At 66.9% G+C, this 17,021-nt stretch carries 12 protein-coding genes; 5 read left to right on the top strand and 7 right to left on the bottom strand.

What is annotated here, in order from left to right; genetic code table 11:
* Nucleotides 1-52: 52 nt before the first annotated feature.
* Nucleotides 53-2,122: an EAL domain-containing protein gene (locus tag LMF57_RS08215; RefSeq protein ID WP_229291187.1), complete on the top strand. Its 2,070-nt coding sequence runs from the start codon at nucleotides 53-55 to the stop codon at nucleotides 2,120-2,122.
* A 118-nt stretch (nucleotides 2,123-2,240) separates the two neighbouring features.
* On the opposite strand, the gene fabV is transcribed toward LMF57_RS08215, so the two are convergent.
* The 6 genes from fabV to queA form a co-directional block, all read right to left on the bottom strand.
* Nucleotides 2,241-3,500, bottom strand: coding sequence for an enoyl-ACP reductase FabV (fabV, locus tag LMF57_RS08210; RefSeq protein WP_025875119.1), 1,260 nt, complete (start codon nucleotides 3,498-3,500; stop codon nucleotides 2,241-2,243).
* A gap of 679 nt (nucleotides 3,501-4,179) precedes the next feature.
* The gene (gene secF / locus LMF57_RS08205) at nucleotides 4,180-5,160 is read right to left on the bottom strand and encodes a protein translocase subunit SecF (RefSeq protein WP_025875120.1); all 981 of its coding nucleotides are present in this window, start codon (nucleotides 5,158-5,160) and stop codon (nucleotides 4,180-4,182) included.
* Between the two features lie 15 nt (nucleotides 5,161-5,175).
* Nucleotides 5,176-7,032, bottom strand: a complete 1,857-nt coding sequence (gene secD / locus LMF57_RS08200; RefSeq protein WP_229291186.1) for a protein translocase subunit SecD — start codon at nucleotides 7,030-7,032, stop codon at nucleotides 5,176-5,178.
* A 61-nt stretch (nucleotides 7,033-7,093) separates the two neighbouring features.
* Nucleotides 7,094-7,438 carry a preprotein translocase subunit YajC gene (yajC, locus tag LMF57_RS08195; protein WP_025875124.1) on the bottom strand — a complete coding sequence of 115 codons (345 nt, stop codon included), beginning with the start codon at nucleotides 7,436-7,438 and terminating at the stop codon, nucleotides 7,094-7,096.
* A gap of 136 nt (nucleotides 7,439-7,574) precedes the next feature.
* Nucleotides 7,575-8,705 carry a tRNA guanosine(34) transglycosylase Tgt gene (tgt, locus tag LMF57_RS08190; protein ID WP_229291185.1) on the bottom strand — a complete coding sequence of 377 codons (1,131 nt, stop codon included), beginning with the start codon at nucleotides 8,703-8,705 and terminating at the stop codon, nucleotides 7,575-7,577.
* A gap of 137 nt (nucleotides 8,706-8,842) precedes the next feature.
* Nucleotides 8,843-9,910 (bottom strand): tRNA preQ1(34) S-adenosylmethionine ribosyltransferase-isomerase QueA, encoded by a 1,068-nt coding sequence (gene queA / locus LMF57_RS08185; RefSeq protein ID WP_093819902.1) that lies wholly within the window; start codon nucleotides 9,908-9,910, stop codon nucleotides 8,843-8,845.
* 210 nt (nucleotides 9,911-10,120) lie between these two features.
* Here queA and LMF57_RS08180 point away from each other — a divergent pair, with 210 nt between their 5' ends.
* Nucleotides 10,121-11,617, top strand: coding sequence for an aminotransferase class III-fold pyridoxal phosphate-dependent enzyme (locus tag LMF57_RS08180; protein ID WP_229291184.1), 1,497 nt, complete (start codon nucleotides 10,121-10,123; stop codon nucleotides 11,615-11,617).
* Nucleotides 11,618-11,811: 194 nt separating this feature from the next.
* Complete coding sequence (locus LMF57_RS08175; RefSeq protein WP_025875132.1) at nucleotides 11,812-12,405, top strand: TIGR00730 family Rossman fold protein; 594 nt, start codon at nucleotides 11,812-11,814, stop codon at nucleotides 12,403-12,405.
* Between the two features lie 19 nt (nucleotides 12,406-12,424).
* Here the strand turns inward: LMF57_RS08175 and LMF57_RS08170 are convergent, their stop codons facing one another.
* Nucleotides 12,425-15,271, bottom strand: a complete 2,847-nt coding sequence (locus tag LMF57_RS08170) for an EAL domain-containing protein (protein ID WP_229291183.1) — start codon at nucleotides 15,269-15,271, stop codon at nucleotides 12,425-12,427.
* Nucleotides 15,272-15,518: 247 nt separating this feature from the next.
* On the opposite strand from LMF57_RS08170, the gene LMF57_RS08165 reads away from it, so the two are divergent.
* Both LMF57_RS08165 and LMF57_RS08160 read left to right on the top strand, forming a co-directional pair.
* A complete protein-coding gene (locus LMF57_RS08165) occupies nucleotides 15,519-16,037 on the top strand; it encodes an RNA polymerase sigma factor (RefSeq protein ID WP_229291374.1) in 519 nt (172 codons plus the stop codon).
* On the top strand, nucleotides 16,034-17,011 hold the full coding sequence (locus LMF57_RS08160; RefSeq protein WP_208081413.1) for a hypothetical protein: 978 nt from the start codon (nucleotides 16,034-16,036) through the stop codon (nucleotides 17,009-17,011). The genes LMF57_RS08165 and LMF57_RS08160 overlap by 4 nt, the downstream gene beginning before the upstream one ends.
* The last annotated feature ends 10 nt before the right edge of the window (nucleotides 17,012-17,021 follow it).

The raw sequence follows: 17,021 nt of genomic DNA, 5'->3' as shown, positions 1-17,021 counted from the left end.
GGACGCGCCGCCACGCATCGTGTATCTAGATTTGCAGATTGGGGAGCAGTGCATGCAGAACGCGAACGACATCACCATCCGCCTGCTGATCGTCGATGACAGCGGCGAGAACGCCGAAGCCATCGTCAGCACCCTGCGCAACAGCGGCATCGCCGTGCGCCCATGGCGCCCGCAGGACTCGGCCGAGCTGTCGCAGGTGCTCGCCAGCCAGGCGATCGACCTGGTGCTGGCTGCGCCCTCGCAGAGCATTCCGCTGCCACTGGTGGCCCAGCACATCGCCGCCAGCGGCAAGGACATCCCGCTGGTGCTGCTGGCCGAACGCATCGACGAGGACGAACTGGTACAGGCCAGCAGCAACGGGGTTCGCGCCCTCGCCCTGCGCCAGCGCGGCGAACACCTGCTGGCGGTGGTCCGCGACCAGTGGGTCGACCTGCAGGCGCGCCGCGGCCTGCGCCGGATCGAAGCGCAGATGCGCGAGACCGAGCGTCGCTGCGACGCGCTGATCGCCTCTTCGCGCGAGCCGATTGCCTATGTCCACGAAGGCATGCATATCCGCGCCAACGATGCCTACCTGGAAATGTTCGGTTACGAGGATTTCGAGGAGGTCGAAGGCATCTCGCTGCTGGACATGGTTGCCGCCCAGCACGTGGATGATTTCAAGCAGCTGCTGAAGTCGCTCAGCCGCGGCGATGCACCGCCGCCGCAGTACCAGCTGGATGCCCGCCACCAGGACGGCAGCGCCTTCCCGGCGACGATGGAATTCACCGCAGCCACCTACGAGGGCGAATCCTGCCTGCAGGTGGTGTTCCGCCGACGCATGGAATTCGACCCGGAGCTGGCGCGCGAGGTCGAGGACCTGCGCCAGCGCGACCAGGTCACCGGCCTGCTCAACCGCCCCACCTTCATGCTGCAGGTCGAGGACGCGGTTGCCCAGGCCGGGCGCAGCGAAGGCCAGTTCGGCCTGCTGATGGTCGAGCCGGACCATTACGCGCGCCTGCTCCCGGATATCGGACTGGCCTCGGCCGACGCCCTGATCGGCGCCCTCGCCGCCCTGCTGGCCGACGTCGTTGGCGACGATGCGCAGCTGGCCCGTTTCGGCGAACACAGTTTCGCCGTACTGCAGTCCGGCCCCTATGCGCAGACCGTGGCACTGGCCGAGCGCATCCGCGAAGCCTACGCCGCACACGTCTTCAGCATCGGCGCGCGCTCGGCCACGGTGACCGTCAGCATTGGCGGGGTGCAGGTGGGCGAGAAGATCGCCAGCATCGGCCAGGTGCTGGCGCGCGCCAGCGAATGCACGCAGGCCGCGGCCGCCCTCGGCAATACCTGCCGCATCTTCGACCCGGCCGCTGTTGATCGCGTGGAGGAAGAGCGCGTGCAGCGCTGGGTCGCGCGCATCCGCGAAGCCCTGGCAGGCGATGGCTTCCAGTTGCATTACCAGCCGGTGCTGAACCTTCAGGGCGAGTCGCTGGAGCTGTATGAAGCCTACCTGCGGCTGGAACACAACGGAGAACTGCTGAGCCCGACCGCCTTCCTCGGCATTGCCGAAGAACATGGCCTGCTGGCGGACATCAACCGCTGGGTCGTCTCGCAGGCAATCGCGGTGCTGGGCGCGCGTGCCCGCGAGGGTCATCCCACCCAGGTGCTGGTGAAGGTCACGCCGGAATCGTTCGATGATCCGAAGATGATCGCCACGCTGCGCCAGCAGCTGCAGGCACACGGCGTGCCGGGCGAACGCCTGTGGCTGCATGCGCCGGAATCGAAGGTGTTCACCCACCTGCGCAGTGCCCAGCAGTTCCTGGCGGAGGTGGCACCGCTCGGCTGCCGGATCGGCCTGGAACAGTTCGGCTCGGGCCTGGACTCGTTCCAGCTGCTGGCTCACTTCCAGCCGCAGTTCCTCAAGCTCGATCGCGGTTTCACCAGCGACCTGGCCGCCACCCGCGAGAACATCGACCGGGTCAGCCAGATCACCGCACGCGCGCAGGAAGCCGGCATCCGCACCATGGCTGAGTTCGTCAGCGACGCCAACTCGATGACACTGCTGTTCAGTGCCGGCGTCGATTACGTGCAGGGCGATTTCGTCGGCCCCGCAGCGCCGGCGATGAACTTCGAGTTCGGCTGACACGTCATCGGTAGCGTCGGGCCATGCCCGGCGGATGGCCAGCAGACCGCTGCGCTCGCCGGGCATGGCCCGGCGCTACCCATAAAGAAGGCCGGCTTGCGCCGGCCTTCTCCGTTGATCAGGTCAGATCGACCAGGTTGTCGATCTTCACGTCCGGGTTGACGTCGGCTTCGTAGTCGACGCCTTCGACACCGAAACCGAACAGGCGCAGGAAATCGGCCTTGTAGCCGGCCAGGTCGCTGATCTCGTACAGGTTCTCGTTGGTCACCTGCGGCCACAGCGCCAGCACCTTGCCCTGCACGTCAGCGGCCATTTCCTTGTAGTCGGCGCGCAGGCGTCCTTCCTCATCGATCAGCGCAACGGTATGGCCATCGCCATCGACCAGATCGTGGCGCAGGCGATCGACCGCCACGCCATCGGCCTTGGCGCCGTACAGGATGTCGTACAGCACGTCGAGCTGCTCGATGCAGCCTTCGTGGGTGCCCTTTTCCTTCATCACCTTGAACAGCAGCGACAGGTACAGCGGCATGGTCGGAATGGCCGAGCTGGCCTGGGTCACCACCGCCTTCAACACCGACACGCGCGCATCGCCGCCGATCCTGGCCAGCTTCTCGCGCAGCCCCAGCACCTTGTCGTCCAGATCCTTCTTGGCAGCACCGATGGAGCCGTTCCAGTAGATCGCCTGGGTGATCTCTTCGCCCACATAGGTGAAGGCCGTGGTGGTGCAGCCGTTGGCCAACACGCCGGCATCGGCCAGCGCGTCGATCCACATCTGCCAGTCCTCGCCGCCCATCACCGCGACGGTGCCGGCGATTTCTTCCGGGGTGGCCGGCTGCAGGTGGGTTTCGGTCAGCACTTCCTTGTCGGTATCCAGGCCACGCAGGGTGATCGGCTCGCCGATCGGCTTCAGCGTGGAGCTGATGATCTCGCCCGTCTTGGGATGCTTGCGGCGCGGTGCAGCCAGGCTGTAGACCACCTGGTCGACCTGGCCGAGATCGGCCTTGATCATCTCGATGGTCTTGGCCTTCACCTCATCGGAGAACGCATCGCCGTTGATGCTCTTGGCATACAGACCCGCTTCGTCGGCGTACTTGTGGAACGCCGCCGAGTTGTACCAGCCCGCCGTGCCCGGCTTGGTTTCACTGCCTGGGCGCTCGAAGAAGATGCCCAGGGTTGCCGCGCCACTGCCGAAGGCGGCAGTGATGCGCGCGGCCAGGCCGTAGCCGGTCGAGGCGCCGATCACCAGCACGCGCTTGGGGCCGTTCTGGATCGGCGGGCGCGCACGGATGTAGTCGATCTGCTGCTTGACGGCGGCGTCGCAGCCGGTCGGGTGGGTGGTGACGCAGATGAAGCCGCGGACGCGCGGTTTGATGACCATGAAGACCTCGGGTTGGCAGGTGCGGCGCGCGGGGCGCTCAGCAGGAATACGTGGCGCGCGCGTGCGCGCGAACCGCAGGATCGTAGTGCGCGGGGGAAGATTGCACAACCGACGGCGGCGTAGGGTGGAGTTTGTTTTGCAGGGTTGCACCCTGCACCCGCAGAGACCGGAGCAACGTCAAAAGCTGGGTTCCTGTGAGATGGCGGGGTGGGTCCGGTGGAGGGGGACGCCGTGAACCCGTCCATGGGGGCTTGGTCGCGGCATCCATGCCGCTCACACCCCCTCCACCGGACCCACCCCGCCTTCGACAGTTTCCCGCGATCTGTTGGAACAGCGTCCGGCCCTGGTAGGTGTCGACCTTGGTCGACACGGATGAGTTCATTCGATATCTGACAGATGTGTCGACCAAGGTCGACACCTACCAGCAGCCGCAGGAATCTTTCGGGGGTGGGGCCATGTGGGTTGGCAGGACCGTTGGCGCCATGGATGGCGCCATCGAGCCCCCACGGACGGGTTTACGGCGTGTCCTGCCAACCCACATGGCCCCGCCCAGCCAGCAGAAAGCCAGCTCCGCTTTGGACGTTGACGTTGCTCTTGCCTCTGCGGGTGCAGGGCGCAGCCCTGCCAACAAAAAACCCCGCTTGCGCGGGGTTCTCTGTGTACTGCGTGCAGCAGAGGCTTACGGACGGCGCGCCAGGGCCTCGACGTCCTTGGCCTTGGGCAGCAGGTCCTGCTTGGTCACGCGCAGCGCGCCGACCGTCAGCATCGGCACTGCCACCAGGATCGAGGACAGCACCACGATCACCGCACCGATCATGTGCGTCTCGGCCAGGCCTTCCATCGAGCTGCCACCGTACAGGTACAGGGCCAGTGCGGACAGGAAGAACATCACCGCGGTGATCACCGTACGCGACAGCGTCTGGTTGATCGAACGGTTCAGCACTTCCATCGGCTCCACGCGCAGGCTGCGGAAGTTCTCGCGGACGCGGTCGAACACCACGATGATGTCGTTGATCGCAAAGCCCATCACCGACAGCAGGCCGGCCAGCACGGTCAGGTCGAACTCACGGCCGAGCAGCGACACGTAGGCCACCGTCACGATCAGGTCGAACATCGCCACGATGCTCGCGGTGACCGCGAACTTCCATTCGAAACGCACCGCGATGTAGATCAGGAAGCCGGCCAGCATGAAGATGGTGGCGTACAGGCCATTCATCGCCAGGTCCTTGCCGATCTGCGGGCCAACGAACTCGTTGCGCAGCACGGTGGCCTGGTTGTCAGCCGAAGAGACCGCCTTGACCACGGCCGCGGCAGTCGCCTTGTCCTCGGCCGAGGCGCCACCGGTACCCGGAGCGTGCTCACCGTGCGGGGCCAGGCGGATCAGCAGGTCGGTGTTGCCACCGACGCTCTGTACCTGGGCGCCGTCGAAGCCGTTCTGCTCAAGCTTGCTGCGGACGTCCTCGACATCCACCGCGTGTTCGAAGCGGGCTTCGATCAGGGTGCCGCCGGTGAAGTCCAGAGCGTAGTTGAAGCCCTTGAAGCCGATGATGCCGATCGAGGCCAGGAACACGATGATCGTGACGACCATCGCGACATGGCGCCAGCGCATGAAGTCGATCTTGGTATCGTTCGGGAGGATGTGCAGCGGAAACAGTTTCATGTGCGTGTCGTCCCGTCAGATGGCCACGTTCTGGAGCTTCTTGCGACGGCCGTAGATCAGCGTCGCCAGTGCACGCGATACGGTGATCGCGGTGAACATGGAAGCGAAAATACCGATGATCATGGTCAGCGCGAAGCCCTTCAGCGGACCGGTACCGAATGCGAACAAGGCCACACCGACGATCAGGCCGGTCAGGTTGGCGTCGAGGATGGTGCCCGACGCGCGCTCGTAACCGGTCACGATCGCGGTCTTGCCCGGCACGCCGGCACGCAGTTCTTCACGGATACGCTCGTTGATCAGCACGTTGGCGTCGACCGACAGACCGACCGACAAGGCCAGGCCGGCAAAGCCCGGCAGGGTCATGGTCGCGCCGAACAGCGACATCACCGCCACCACGATCAGCAGGTTGAACAACATCGCGATCGAAGTAATGAGGCCGAACATGCGGTAGTAGATGGTGAAGAACACCAGGGTGAACATGAACGCGTAGACCACCGCGGTGATGCCGTTCTTGACGTTCTCCGCGCCCAGGCTCGGGCCGACCACGCGCTCTTCGACGAAGTCCATCGGCGCAGCCAGCGAGCCCGACTTCAGCAGCTTGGCCAGGTCCTCGGCTTCCTTCTTCTGCAGACCGGTGGTCTGGAAGTTCTTGCCGAACACGCCGTTGATGTTGGCCACCGAGATGACTTCCTCGTTGACCTTGAAGCCACGCACTTCCTCACCGTCGACGACGGTCACGGTCGGCACGCGCTCGGTGTAGACCACCGCCATCGGCTTGTTCACGTTCGCGCTGGTGAAGTCGAACATGCGCTGGCCACCGACGTTGTTCAGCGTCACGCTGACTGCCGGGGTGCCGCTGGTGGAGTCGGTCACCGCCTGCGCGGCCACCATCTGGTCACCGGTGACGATCACGCGCTTGTTCAGCAGCACCGGGCCGCCGTTGTCACGGCGCTGGTAGACCTTCGCTTCCGGCGGAATGCGGCCCGACGCGATGGCGTCCTGCGCATTACCGTCCACCACGGCCCGGTATTCCAGGGTGGCGGTGGCACCGATCATGCGCTTGGCTTCGGCCGTGTCCTGCACGCCCGGCAGCTGCACCACCACGCGATCAGCACCCTGGCGCTGGATGATCGGCTCGGACACGCCGAGCTGGTTCACGCGGTTGCGCAGGGTGTTGATGTTCTGCTCGATGGCGCCGTTGGCGATCTGCGTGATTTCCGCTTCCGGAATGGAGACCGTGATGCGGTTGCCACTGACGTCATAGCCGAGGGTCGGCTGCGCCTTGGCCAGCGCGGCGCGGGCACGGGTACCGGCGTCTTCGCCGGCCGAGGGGCTCAGGTTGGCGACGATGGTGTTGTCGGCACGACGCTCGACCGACTGGTAGGCGATGCGCGCATCACGCAGGGTGCTGCGCACGTCCTCGGTGTAGGCGTCCAGGCGCTTGTCCAGCGCGGCTTTCTGGTCGACCTGCAGCACGAAGTGCACGCCGCCCTGCAGGTCCAGGCCCAGCACCATCGGGCGGCCGCCGAGCTTGGCCAGCCAGTCCGGCACGGTCGAGGCCAGGTTCAGGGCAACCGTGTAGTTCTCGCCCACGCTGTCACGCAGCGTATCGCTGGCGGCAGACTGCGACTTCAGGTCCGACAGGCGGACGATCAGGCTGTCCCCTTCCTTCTCTGCACCGATCGTGGTGACACCGGCCTTCTTCAGGTCGGCCAGCACACGGTCGCGCAGCGCATCGTCGATCTGCCCGCCACGGTTGGCGGTGATCTGGATGGCCGGGTCCTTCTGGTACATGTTGGGCAGAGCGTACAGCGTGCTGAGCGCCAGTACGATCACGATGACGACGTACTTCCAGCGTGGAAATTCGAGCATTGCTTGGGTCCCGCGCGGCGCCATCCCCGGCGCCGCGGTTGTGCTTCAGAAAGGGAGTGGCTTACTTGGCCGAATCCAGGGTGCCGGTCGGCAGCACGCTGCCGACAGCGCCCTTCTGCACGCGGATGCGCACGTTCTCGGCCACTTCGACGGTGACGAAGTTGTCGCCGATATCGGTGACCTTGCCGGCGATGCCGCCATTGGTCAGCACTTCGTCGCCGCGCTTGATCTTCTCCAGCATGGCCTTGTGCTCCTTCTGCCGCTTCATCTGCGGGCGGATCATCAGGAAGTACATGATGGCGATCAGGATGATCGGGAACAGCAGCGTGGTCAGGCCCATGCCCTGCGGTTGGCCGCCAGCGGCCTGGGCGTGGGCGGCGGGAATCAGGAAGGCAAGCAGGTTCATCGTTGGTCCTTTGGTTGGGCGGCGCTTCGGCCGTTTCACGGGCACGAGGTGTCGACCGCGGATCTGGGTCAGCCTTAAAGTATGCCACGGCCCCGGGCGTTCGTCCTTGGGCCGTTTGGCAGGGGGTGCTGCGGGTTTACAGGGGCGGCGCTACCGCCCCGCGTGCTGCGTAGAAGGACTCGCGGAAGGCCAGGAAGGTTCCCGCCTCGATGGCTGCGCGGATGTCGGCCATCAGCTTCTCGTAATAGAAGAGGTTGTGCTGGGTGCCAAGCATTGGCGCCAGCATCTCGTTGCAGCGGTCCAGATGGCGCAGGTACGAGCGCGTATAGCCGCCGGCACAGGCCACGCAGCCACAGCCCGGCTCGATCGGGTCCATGTCCCGCGCGTACTGCGAATTGCGGATGCGGACGGTGCCGAACGAGGTGAAATAGTGGCCGTTGCGCGCATTGCGGGTCGGCATCACGCAATCGAACATGTCCACGCCACGGGCGACACCCTCGACCAGGTCTTCAGGGCGGCCAACGCCCATCAGGTAGCGCGGACGGTCGACCGGCAGCTCCGGGTCCAGATGGTCGAGCATGGCGTTGCGCTCGTCTTCCGGCTCGCCCACGGCCAGGCCGCCAATGGCATAGCCGTCGAAGCCGATCCCCTGCAGGGCCTCGGCCGAACGGCTGCGCAGGTCGGTATGCACCCCGCCCTGGACAATGCCGAACAGGGCCGCATCGTTGCCCAGTTCGTCATGCGCGTTGCGGCTGCGCTGGGCCCAGCGCAGGCTCAGTTCCATCGATCGGCGGGCGACGTCCTCGGTGGCCGGGTACGGCGTGCACTCGTCGAAGATCATCACCACGTCCGAATCGAGCACCTTCTGGATCTTCATGCTCTCCTCCGGACCCAGGAACACCCGGGCACCGTCGGTCGGCGAGGCGAAGGTCACGCCCTGCTCGGTGATCTTGCGGCGGTGGGCCAGCGAGAACACCTGGAAGCCGCCGGAGTCGGTCAGGATCGGACCATCCCAGCGGCAGAAGCCATGCAGGCCGCCGTGGTCGGCGATGATGTCCAGGCCCGGCCGCAGGTACAGGTGGAAGGTGTTGCCGAGGATGATCTCGGCGCCCAGCGCACGCACCTGGTCCGGCAGGATGCCCTTGACCGAGCCATAGGTCCCCACCGGCATGAAGGCCGGCGTTTCCACCGTGCCACGCGGGAAGGTCAGGCGGCCACGGCGGGCGCGGCCATCACGGGTCTGGAGCTGGAACTGCAATCGGGACATGGAGCGGTCGTTCGGGCAAATAGTTGCCTATTGTCTCCCAAAACCGCCTTTCCTGCTCCGGCAGCGCCGGGCCATGCCCAGCGGATGACCCGCAACTGCTGCCCGCCGGGCATGGCCCGGCGCTACCCACTTCGTCCCTACCCCGCCTGCGGGAACAGCAGCATCGCGTCGCCGTAGCTGAAGAAGCGGTAGCGCTGCTCGATCGCGTGCTGGTAGGCCTCGAACACGCGCTCCTTGCCGGCAAACGCCGAGATCATCATCAGCAGCGTGCTTTCGGGCAGGTGGAAATTGGTCACCATCGCGTCGACGCTGCGGATCCGGTAGCCGGGGGTGATGAAGATCTGCGTTTCACCCGCGAACGGCAGCAACTCCCCCTCACGCATCGCACTTTCCAGCGCGCGCACCACGGTCGTGCCGACGCCGATCACCCGGCCACCGGCCGCACGCGTGCGTCGCACCTGCTGCACCAGCTCGGCACCGACGTTCAGCCACTCGCGGTGCATGACGTGGTCCTTCAGGTCGTCGGCGCGCACCGGCTGGAACGTGCCTGCGCCCACGTGCAGGGTGACGTGGCCGAAATCCACGCCCTTGTCCTTCAGTGCTGCCAGCAGCGCCTCATCGAAGTGCAGGCCTGCGGTCGGTGCCGCCACGGCGCCCACTTCGCGGGCGAACACGGTCTGGTAGCGCTCGCGGTCGTCCACGCCGGGCTCGCGCTGGATGTAGGGCGGCAACGGCAGCCGGCCGGCGTGCAGCAGCCACTGCTCCAGCGATTCCGGCACATGGAACTGCAGCACGTAGAACTCGCCGTCGCGGCCCAGCACTTCGGCTTCGCCACCGGCATCCAGGGCGATGCGGCTGCCGGCCTTCGGCGACTTGCTGGCACCGACCTGGGCCCGGGCCTGCTGGCCGCCGAGCAGGCGCTCGATCAGGATCTCCACGCGGCCACCACTGGCCTTCTGCCCGAACAGGCGCGCCGGAATCACCCGGGTGTCGTTGAACACCAGCAGGTCGCCCGGTTGCAGCAGCGATGGCAGGTCGCGCACCTGCAGGTCGGTGAAGGCAGCCGGCGCCGGCGGCACCAGCAGCAGGCGGCTCGCCGAGCGTTCGGCCAAGGGGGCCTGGGCGATCAGTTCGGCCGGCAGTTCGTAATGGAAATCGGACTTCTTCAAGGCAGTGGACGGCAACAGGTCGACAATGGCGCGCATTGTACGTCCAGCGTCTGCGAGCCGGCACGAGCGAGACCGAACGTCGCGCAAAATGCTGCTATGCAGCAGTCTTTTGCGGGGTTATCGCGCAAAAAAACAAGTGCTAGCATCGACGAGGAAGTCCGCTGCACGAGCCCGCCCCAAGCGCGCGTGAAGACGCGCGTTTTGCTTTTGAAGGCCCGTGCGACCCAACGTTTCAGGAGATCTGCAATGAGCTTCATCGAACGCCTCGCCCCCCTCCGCGCCCAGCCCGGCACCCGCCTCACCAACGGCCTGGATGACGCAACCCTGACCGCCCTCGCCGCCAACCACCCGCAGCTGCTCGCCGCGGTCGATGCCGCCGCTGCCGAATTCGCGCGCGTGCAGGCTGAGCTGGGGCCGCTGCTGGCACAGGATGAGCAGGCGCAGATCGATGCCATGCAGGACGGCTTCGTCAATTTCTACGCCGATGATGCGGTGACCCCGTACGTGGCGCTGGCCGCGCGCGGCCCGTGGGTGGTCACCCTGAAAGGCGCGGTGCTGTACGACGCCGGCGGCTACGGCATGCTGGGCTTCGGCCACACCCCGGACGCCGTCATGGAGGCGATGTCACGGCCGCAGGTGATGGCCAACATCATGACCCCCAGCCTGTCCCAGCAGCGCTTCATCACCGCGCTGCGGGCCGAGATCGGCCACCGTCGTGGCGGCTGCCCGTTCACGCGCTTCATGTGCCTGAATTCCGGCTCTGAAGCGGTTGGCCTGGCCGCGCGCATCGCCGACGTCAACGCCAAGCTGCAGACCGACCCGGGTGCCCGCCACGCCGGTGCGGCAATCAAGCGCGTAGTCATCAAGGGCAGCTTCCACGGCCGCACCGACCGACCGGCGCTGTATTCCGATTCCAGCCGCAAGACCTACATGCAGCACCTGGCCAGCTACCGTGGCGAGGAGTCGGTGATCACCGTCGCCCCGTACGACGAGGCCGGCCTGCGCAAGGTGTTCGAGGATGCCGCGCACAACAACTGGTTCATCGAAGCGGTGTTCCTGGAGCCGGTGATGGGCGAAGGTGATCCGGGCCGCTCCGTGCCGCCGGCGTTCTATGCGCTGGCCCGCGAACTGACCCGCGCCCACGGCAGCCTGCTGCTGCTGGACTCGATCCAGGCCGGCCTGCGCGCCCATGGCGTGCTGTCGGTGGTCGACTATCCCGGCTTCGAAGGCCTGGATGCGCCGGACATGGAAACCTACTCCAAGGCACTGAACGCCGCGCAGTATCCGCTGTCGGTGCTGGCCGTGACCGAGCACGCCGCGCAGCTGTACCGCAAGGGCATCTACGGCAACACCATGACCAGCAACCCGCGTGCGCTGGACGTGGCCTGCGCCACCCTGGCCCAGTTGACCCCGCAGGTCCGCGCCAACATCGCCGAGCGCGGTGCCGAGGCCGTGCGCAAGCTGGAGCAGCTGAAGAACGAACTGGGCGGCCTGATCACCAAGGTGCAGGGCACCGGCCTGCTGTTCTCCTGCGAACTGGCCCCGCAGTTCAAGTGCTATGGCGCCAATTCCACCGAGGAATGGCTGCGCCAGCACGGCATCAACGTGATCCATGGTGGCGAGAACTCGCTGCGCTTCACCCCGCACTTCGGCATGGACAGCAGCGAGCTGGACCTGCTGGTAGGCATGGTGGGCCGTGCGCTGCGTGAAGGGCCGCGCCGCGAACAGGCTGCCGCCGCGTAATCCCAGACCCTCGTAGAGCCGGGCGCTGCCCGGCTGAAGGTCTGGCCGTGATCTGAACGAAATGTCGCCGGGCATGGCCCGGCGCTACAGAGAACAACAGCGAGGCCTCATAATTGCCCGGACACCCCGCCCTGCGACCGGCTTCACTGGTTGACCGCGGGGCGTTTTCGTTTCCGGCCAAGACAGGAAGATCCATGAAGTCGATCTGTGTGTACTGCGGTTCCAACGCTGGCAGCAAGCCGGTCTACACCGAACGCGCCATCGCGCTGGGCGATCGCATCGCCCGCGACGGCATGCGCCTGGTGTACGGCGGCGGCAATGTCGGCCTGATGGGTACCGTGGCCAATGCCGTGCTCGCCGCCGGCGGTGAGGTCACCGGCGTGATTCCGCGCCAGCTGGCCGACTGGGAAGTGGCCCATCGCGGCCTGACCGAACTGGAGATCGTCGGTTCGATGCATGAGCGCAAGTCGCGCATGTTCGATCTGTCCGATGGCTTCGTCGCCCTGCCCGGCGGCTTCGGCACCATGGAAGAGATCTTCGAGATGCTGACCTGGCGCCAGCTCGGCATCGGCAACAAGCCCTGCGCGTTCCTCGATGTGGACGGCTTCTATGCGCCGCTGATCGGCATGATCGATCGCATGGTGGAAGAGCGCTTCCTGCACCCCGAGCAGCGCCAGGACCTGTGGTACGGCTCGGACATCGAGGAGATGCTGGCCTGGATGAAGAACTACCAACCGGCCCAGGCCTCGAAGTGGATCGACGAGAAGCGCCGCGCGGCGCTGCGTTGAAAACTACGTGCGCGGTGGCTCAGGCTGCCGCGCGCGTCCACGGTGCCGGCCGGCCCAACAGGTAGCCCTGGCCGTAGTCGCAGCCGAGCTCGAACAGCGTGTCACGCTGCGCCTCGGTCTCGATGCCTTCGCCGATCGTCTCGATGCCCAGCGTGCGTGCCAGTGACAGCACGCCTTCGACCAGCGCGCGCGTGCTCTGTGCCTCCGGGCCGTGCAGGCCGGCAATGAAGCTCTGGTCGATCTTCAACGTGCTGATCGGGAAACGGTGCAGGTAGGACAGCGCCGAGAAACCCGTTCCGAAATCATCCAGCTGCACCTGGATGCCACGTTCACGCAGGCCCTTCAGGATGCGCAGCGTGTGTGGACCGTCGTCGAGCAGCGCCACCTCAGTGATCTCCAGGCGCAGCCGCCGCGGGTCCGCGTTGCTCGCCTCCAGCAGGCCATACAGGCGCCCGCTGAACTCGGCGGAGCGGAAATGCCGTGGCGACACGTTGACCGACACATAGCCACGCCCGCCGTCGGCAAGGCCGGCAATGACCTGCTCATAGATCAGCCAGTCGACCTGTTCGATCAGGCCACTTTCCTCGCCCAGTTCCAGGAACGCGCCCGGCAGCAGCAGGCCACGGCGCTCGTGCTTCCAGCGCAGCAGGGCCTCGTGGCCGACCACCTCGCCGTCGGAGAGGCGCACGATCGGCTGGTAGAACGGCACGAAATCACGGTTGTTGATCGCCCGCCGCAGGTCGGCCTCCAGATCCAGGCTGCGCAGCGCCTGCTCGCGCATTTCCTCATCGAAGATCGAGCAGCGGTCGTGGCCCTGGGCCTTGGCCCGGTACATCGCCGCATCGGCGTCGCGCAGCAGTTCCTCGCCGGTGCGATAGCGCGGGTTCCACAAGGCGATGCCCAGGCTGCCGGAGGGGAACAGCTCGCGACCGGCGATCCACATCGATTCCTGCAGCGCCAGCAACAGCCGCTGGCCGAAATCCAGCGCCTGCGCCAGGCCCTCCGGACAGTGCAGCAGCACGGCGAACTCATCACCGCCCAGGCGCGCCACCACATCGTTGTCACCGGCCATGGACACGATGCGCTTGGCCACTTCCACCAGCAGGCGATCGCCGGCGGCGTGACCGATGCTGTCGTTGACCAGCTTGAAGCGGTCAAGGTCCAGGAACAGCACCGCGAACACCGGGCCACCTTCGCGCCGGGCCAGCGCCAGCGCATCCTGCAGCCTGTCCAGCAGGTGCAGGCGATTGGGCAGTCCAGTCAGCGCGTCGTGCATCGCCTGGTGGGTCAGCCGCTGCTCGGCGCGCAGGCGCTCGGCGATCTGGCCCAGCAGCTTTTCGTTCACCTCGCCCAGCTCGCGGGTGCGCTCCTCCACCCGCTTTTCCAGCTCGGCATGCGCCGAGCGCAGTCGTTGCTGGTCGCGCTGGCGCGCAAGACCGGTGCCGATGTTCTGCGCAACGAAGATCAGCAGGCGCTGGTCATGCACGCTGAAGGCGATCTGCTCGGTGTAACTCTGCACCACGATCGCACCGACCACTTCGTCGTCGCGCAGCAACGGCACGCCGAGCCAGCACTGCGAACGTGCGCCGGATTCGCGCACCTCGCCGGTTTCCAGCAGCGCATCGATCTGCGCACGCGAGGCCAGCAATGGCCGACGATGGCGGACCACATACTCGGTCAGGCCGCGGCTGAACGCGCGTGGTGCACGACTCGCGTTGTGCTCGTCGACCGAATAGACGAAATCCAGCCCATCGCCCTCGGCATTGACCAGCGCGATATAGAAATTGCGCGCATCCAGCAGGCGCCCGACCACGCCGTGCACCTGCCCGTAGAACTGCGCCAGGCTGTCGGCGGACATCGCCATTTCGGCGATGTTGTACAGCGCGGTCTGCAACTGCTCGGCGCGGCGGCGCTCGGCCACTTCATCCTGCAGGCTGAGATTGGCGCGCTGCAGCTCCTGCGTGCGCCGTTCCACCTGCTGCTCCAGCCGCACCTGCGCCTGGCGGCGGTCCATGGCGGTCTGCACGTGCTGGGCGACAAAACCCAGCAGGGCCCGTTCGGCCTCACCGTAGCGGTCGGCATGCTCGTAGCTCTGCACCACGATCGCACCACACACCCGGCCATCGCGCAGCATCGGCACGCCCAGCCAGTCCAGGCTTTCCGGACCGCGCTGCGGATCGTGCTCCTGGTCTACCTGCGCCAGCAGTTCGCGCGACGGCCCGCTCAGCGGCCGGCCATGCCGCAGCAGCGCCACTGTCAGGCTGCGCGGCATCTGGTCGATGTCGTAGCCCTGCGCCGGATCGGCGACGAAGTCATCGACCTGGTCGGCGAAGTACAGGAAGCGGATCTGCCGGCGGGCATCGTCATACTCGACGATGTAGCAGTTCTGCGCATACATCAGCGTGCCCAGCACGCCATGCACGTGGCGCAGCATCTCGCTCATTTCCAGGTCGGCACCGGCCAGGTCGGCAATCTGGAACAGGGCCTGCTGCAACCGCTCAGCTTCTTCCAGCGCCTTGATCTGCCCCGCCTGGCGGCCCCGCTGCAGGGCCAGCTCCATGGCCTGCCGGGCCAGTCCCCACCAGGCCGGGGAAGGCGTGGCGCCGCGTACCGACAGCAGCAGCCGGGCGCCGTCGTATTCCCAGCCGTGGCGGCCTTCAGCGTGTTCGGTCAGCGGCTGCCAGATGTCCTCCTCGCCGCCACCGACCGGCCAACCGCCCTGCCCGCTGCCGAGCTGCGGATCGTCCCAGCCGACGCGCACGATCGCCGCTTCCGGCAGCAGCGCATGCAGCGCGCGCACCAGCGCTGCGCTCAGCACAGGCTCGTTGTTTGACGCTTCCAGCGCGCGGTCGGCTTCGGTGGACAAATGACGTTCTCTTGGCGCCGCCTGAGCGCCGCCTCCCCTGAATTACCGAGCATAACGCGCCACCCGGGGGGCAATGGAAGCCCGGCAACCCCGAAACGTGCCCTCGGGCGTTTTTCCTGTCGATCCCCTCCCGGTTCCTGCCGTGACTGTCGCCCTGTCCCACCCCATCGCTGGCTATGCGCCACCGCCTGCAGGGCTTACCCTGTACGGCGTGGATGCCAGCGCCCTGCCAACCGATGAAGCCTTGATGCTGGCCTGGGCCGCCGGTGAAGTGCACGCGTTCGAAAGCCTGTATGCCCGTCATCGCAAGCGCCTGTTCGGCTTCCTGCTGCGGCAGCTGCGCGACACCGCGCTGGCCGAGGAGATGTTCCAGGACGTCTGGCAGCGGGTGATCAGCGCGCGTGCAGGCTGGCAGGCCGATGCAGCCTTCAGCACCTGGCTGTTCCGCATCGCCCACAACCGCCTGAACGACCACTGGCGCGCCGCCCGCCACCGCCCCCCTGCACCGGCCGATGCCGACCTGCGCCTGGCCGCGCTGGAAGATGGGCAGACACCGGAAGCGGAACTGTCCGAATTCGAGCAACGTCGCCGCATCCAGCTGGCGATGGAAGAACTGCCCGCAGAACAGCGCGAAGTGCTGCAGCTGCGGCTGGAACAGGAACTGAGCCTGGAGGAGATCGGCCAGATCACCGGCGTTGGCCGGGAAACCGTGAAATCGCGGCTGCGCTATGCGATGGACAAGCTGCGTGCGGGACTGAACGCATGAACCGAGACGATGCACTGACGCCGGAAGAACGCGAACTGGCACGCCTGCTTGGGCGCCGCACAGAACAGGGTCCTCCGCCGGCACTGGATGCGGCGATCCTCGCCGCTGCGCGTGCGGCCGTGGAGACGCCCGCACGCGAGGCGGCCCCGGCGCCGGTGGCACCGCGCACGCTGCGCCCGCGCCGCCGCTGGCCGGCCGTATTCGGCGTGGCCGCATCGACGGTGTTCGCCGTTGGCATCGCCTGGCAGATGCGTCCAGAGCCGCCCTCGGCCCCTGCCGAGGCAGTTGCCACCGCGCCGGCTGCACAGGAAATGGCGGCCGATGCGAGCGACGAAGGCACGGCCCACGACAGCGCGGCCGCCGATGTCGCGGCCACCGAAGCCGCACCGGTACCTGCACCGGCCGCAGCACCGGCACCTGCGGCGGCCAAGGCAGCACCGGCACCGGCCATCGCGGACGCGGTGAAACCCGCGCCTGCCGCACCCCGGCAGGCACCTGCTCCGATGATGGCGCCGGCACCGCCACCTGCGCCTGCAGCCGACACAGCGTTTGCGCCGCCTCCGATGCCAGCGGCAGCGCCCCCCGCAGCCGAAGCCTATTCGGCACCTGCGCCTGCGGCCCCTGCCGCGACGATGAGGGCGCGCAAGGCCACTGCGGCGGCGGCCGAATCCATGCCCTCCGCACAGGCCACGGCCGAAGACCGCGTCGCGCTCACCGCGGCCAGGCAGGACGCGGCCACCAGAACCGCGCCAGGCGTCATGCGCCGTGCAAGCGACGCGAACCTCAGCGCGGACGCGGTACAGGCCGAAGTGCAGGCCGATGCCGGGCTTCCACGCCGGCAATGGCTGCAGAAGATCCGCGAGCGCCGCGACGCCGGCCAACGCGATCTGGCCCGGGCGAGCCTGGAGCGTTACCTGCAGACCTATCCAGAGGCGCGCCTGCCAAAGGATGTGCGGCCGTTGCTGGACGACTGAAGCACGTCGG

Origin of the sequence: Stenotrophomonas sp. SI-NJAU-1 (genome assembly GCF_020883215.1) — a bacterium.
Lineage (GTDB): Bacteria > Pseudomonadota > Gammaproteobacteria > Xanthomonadales > Xanthomonadaceae > Stenotrophomonas > Stenotrophomonas indicatrix.
Note: the sequence above shows the minus strand (reverse complement) of the source record. Positions and strands in the feature narration are given on the sequence as shown.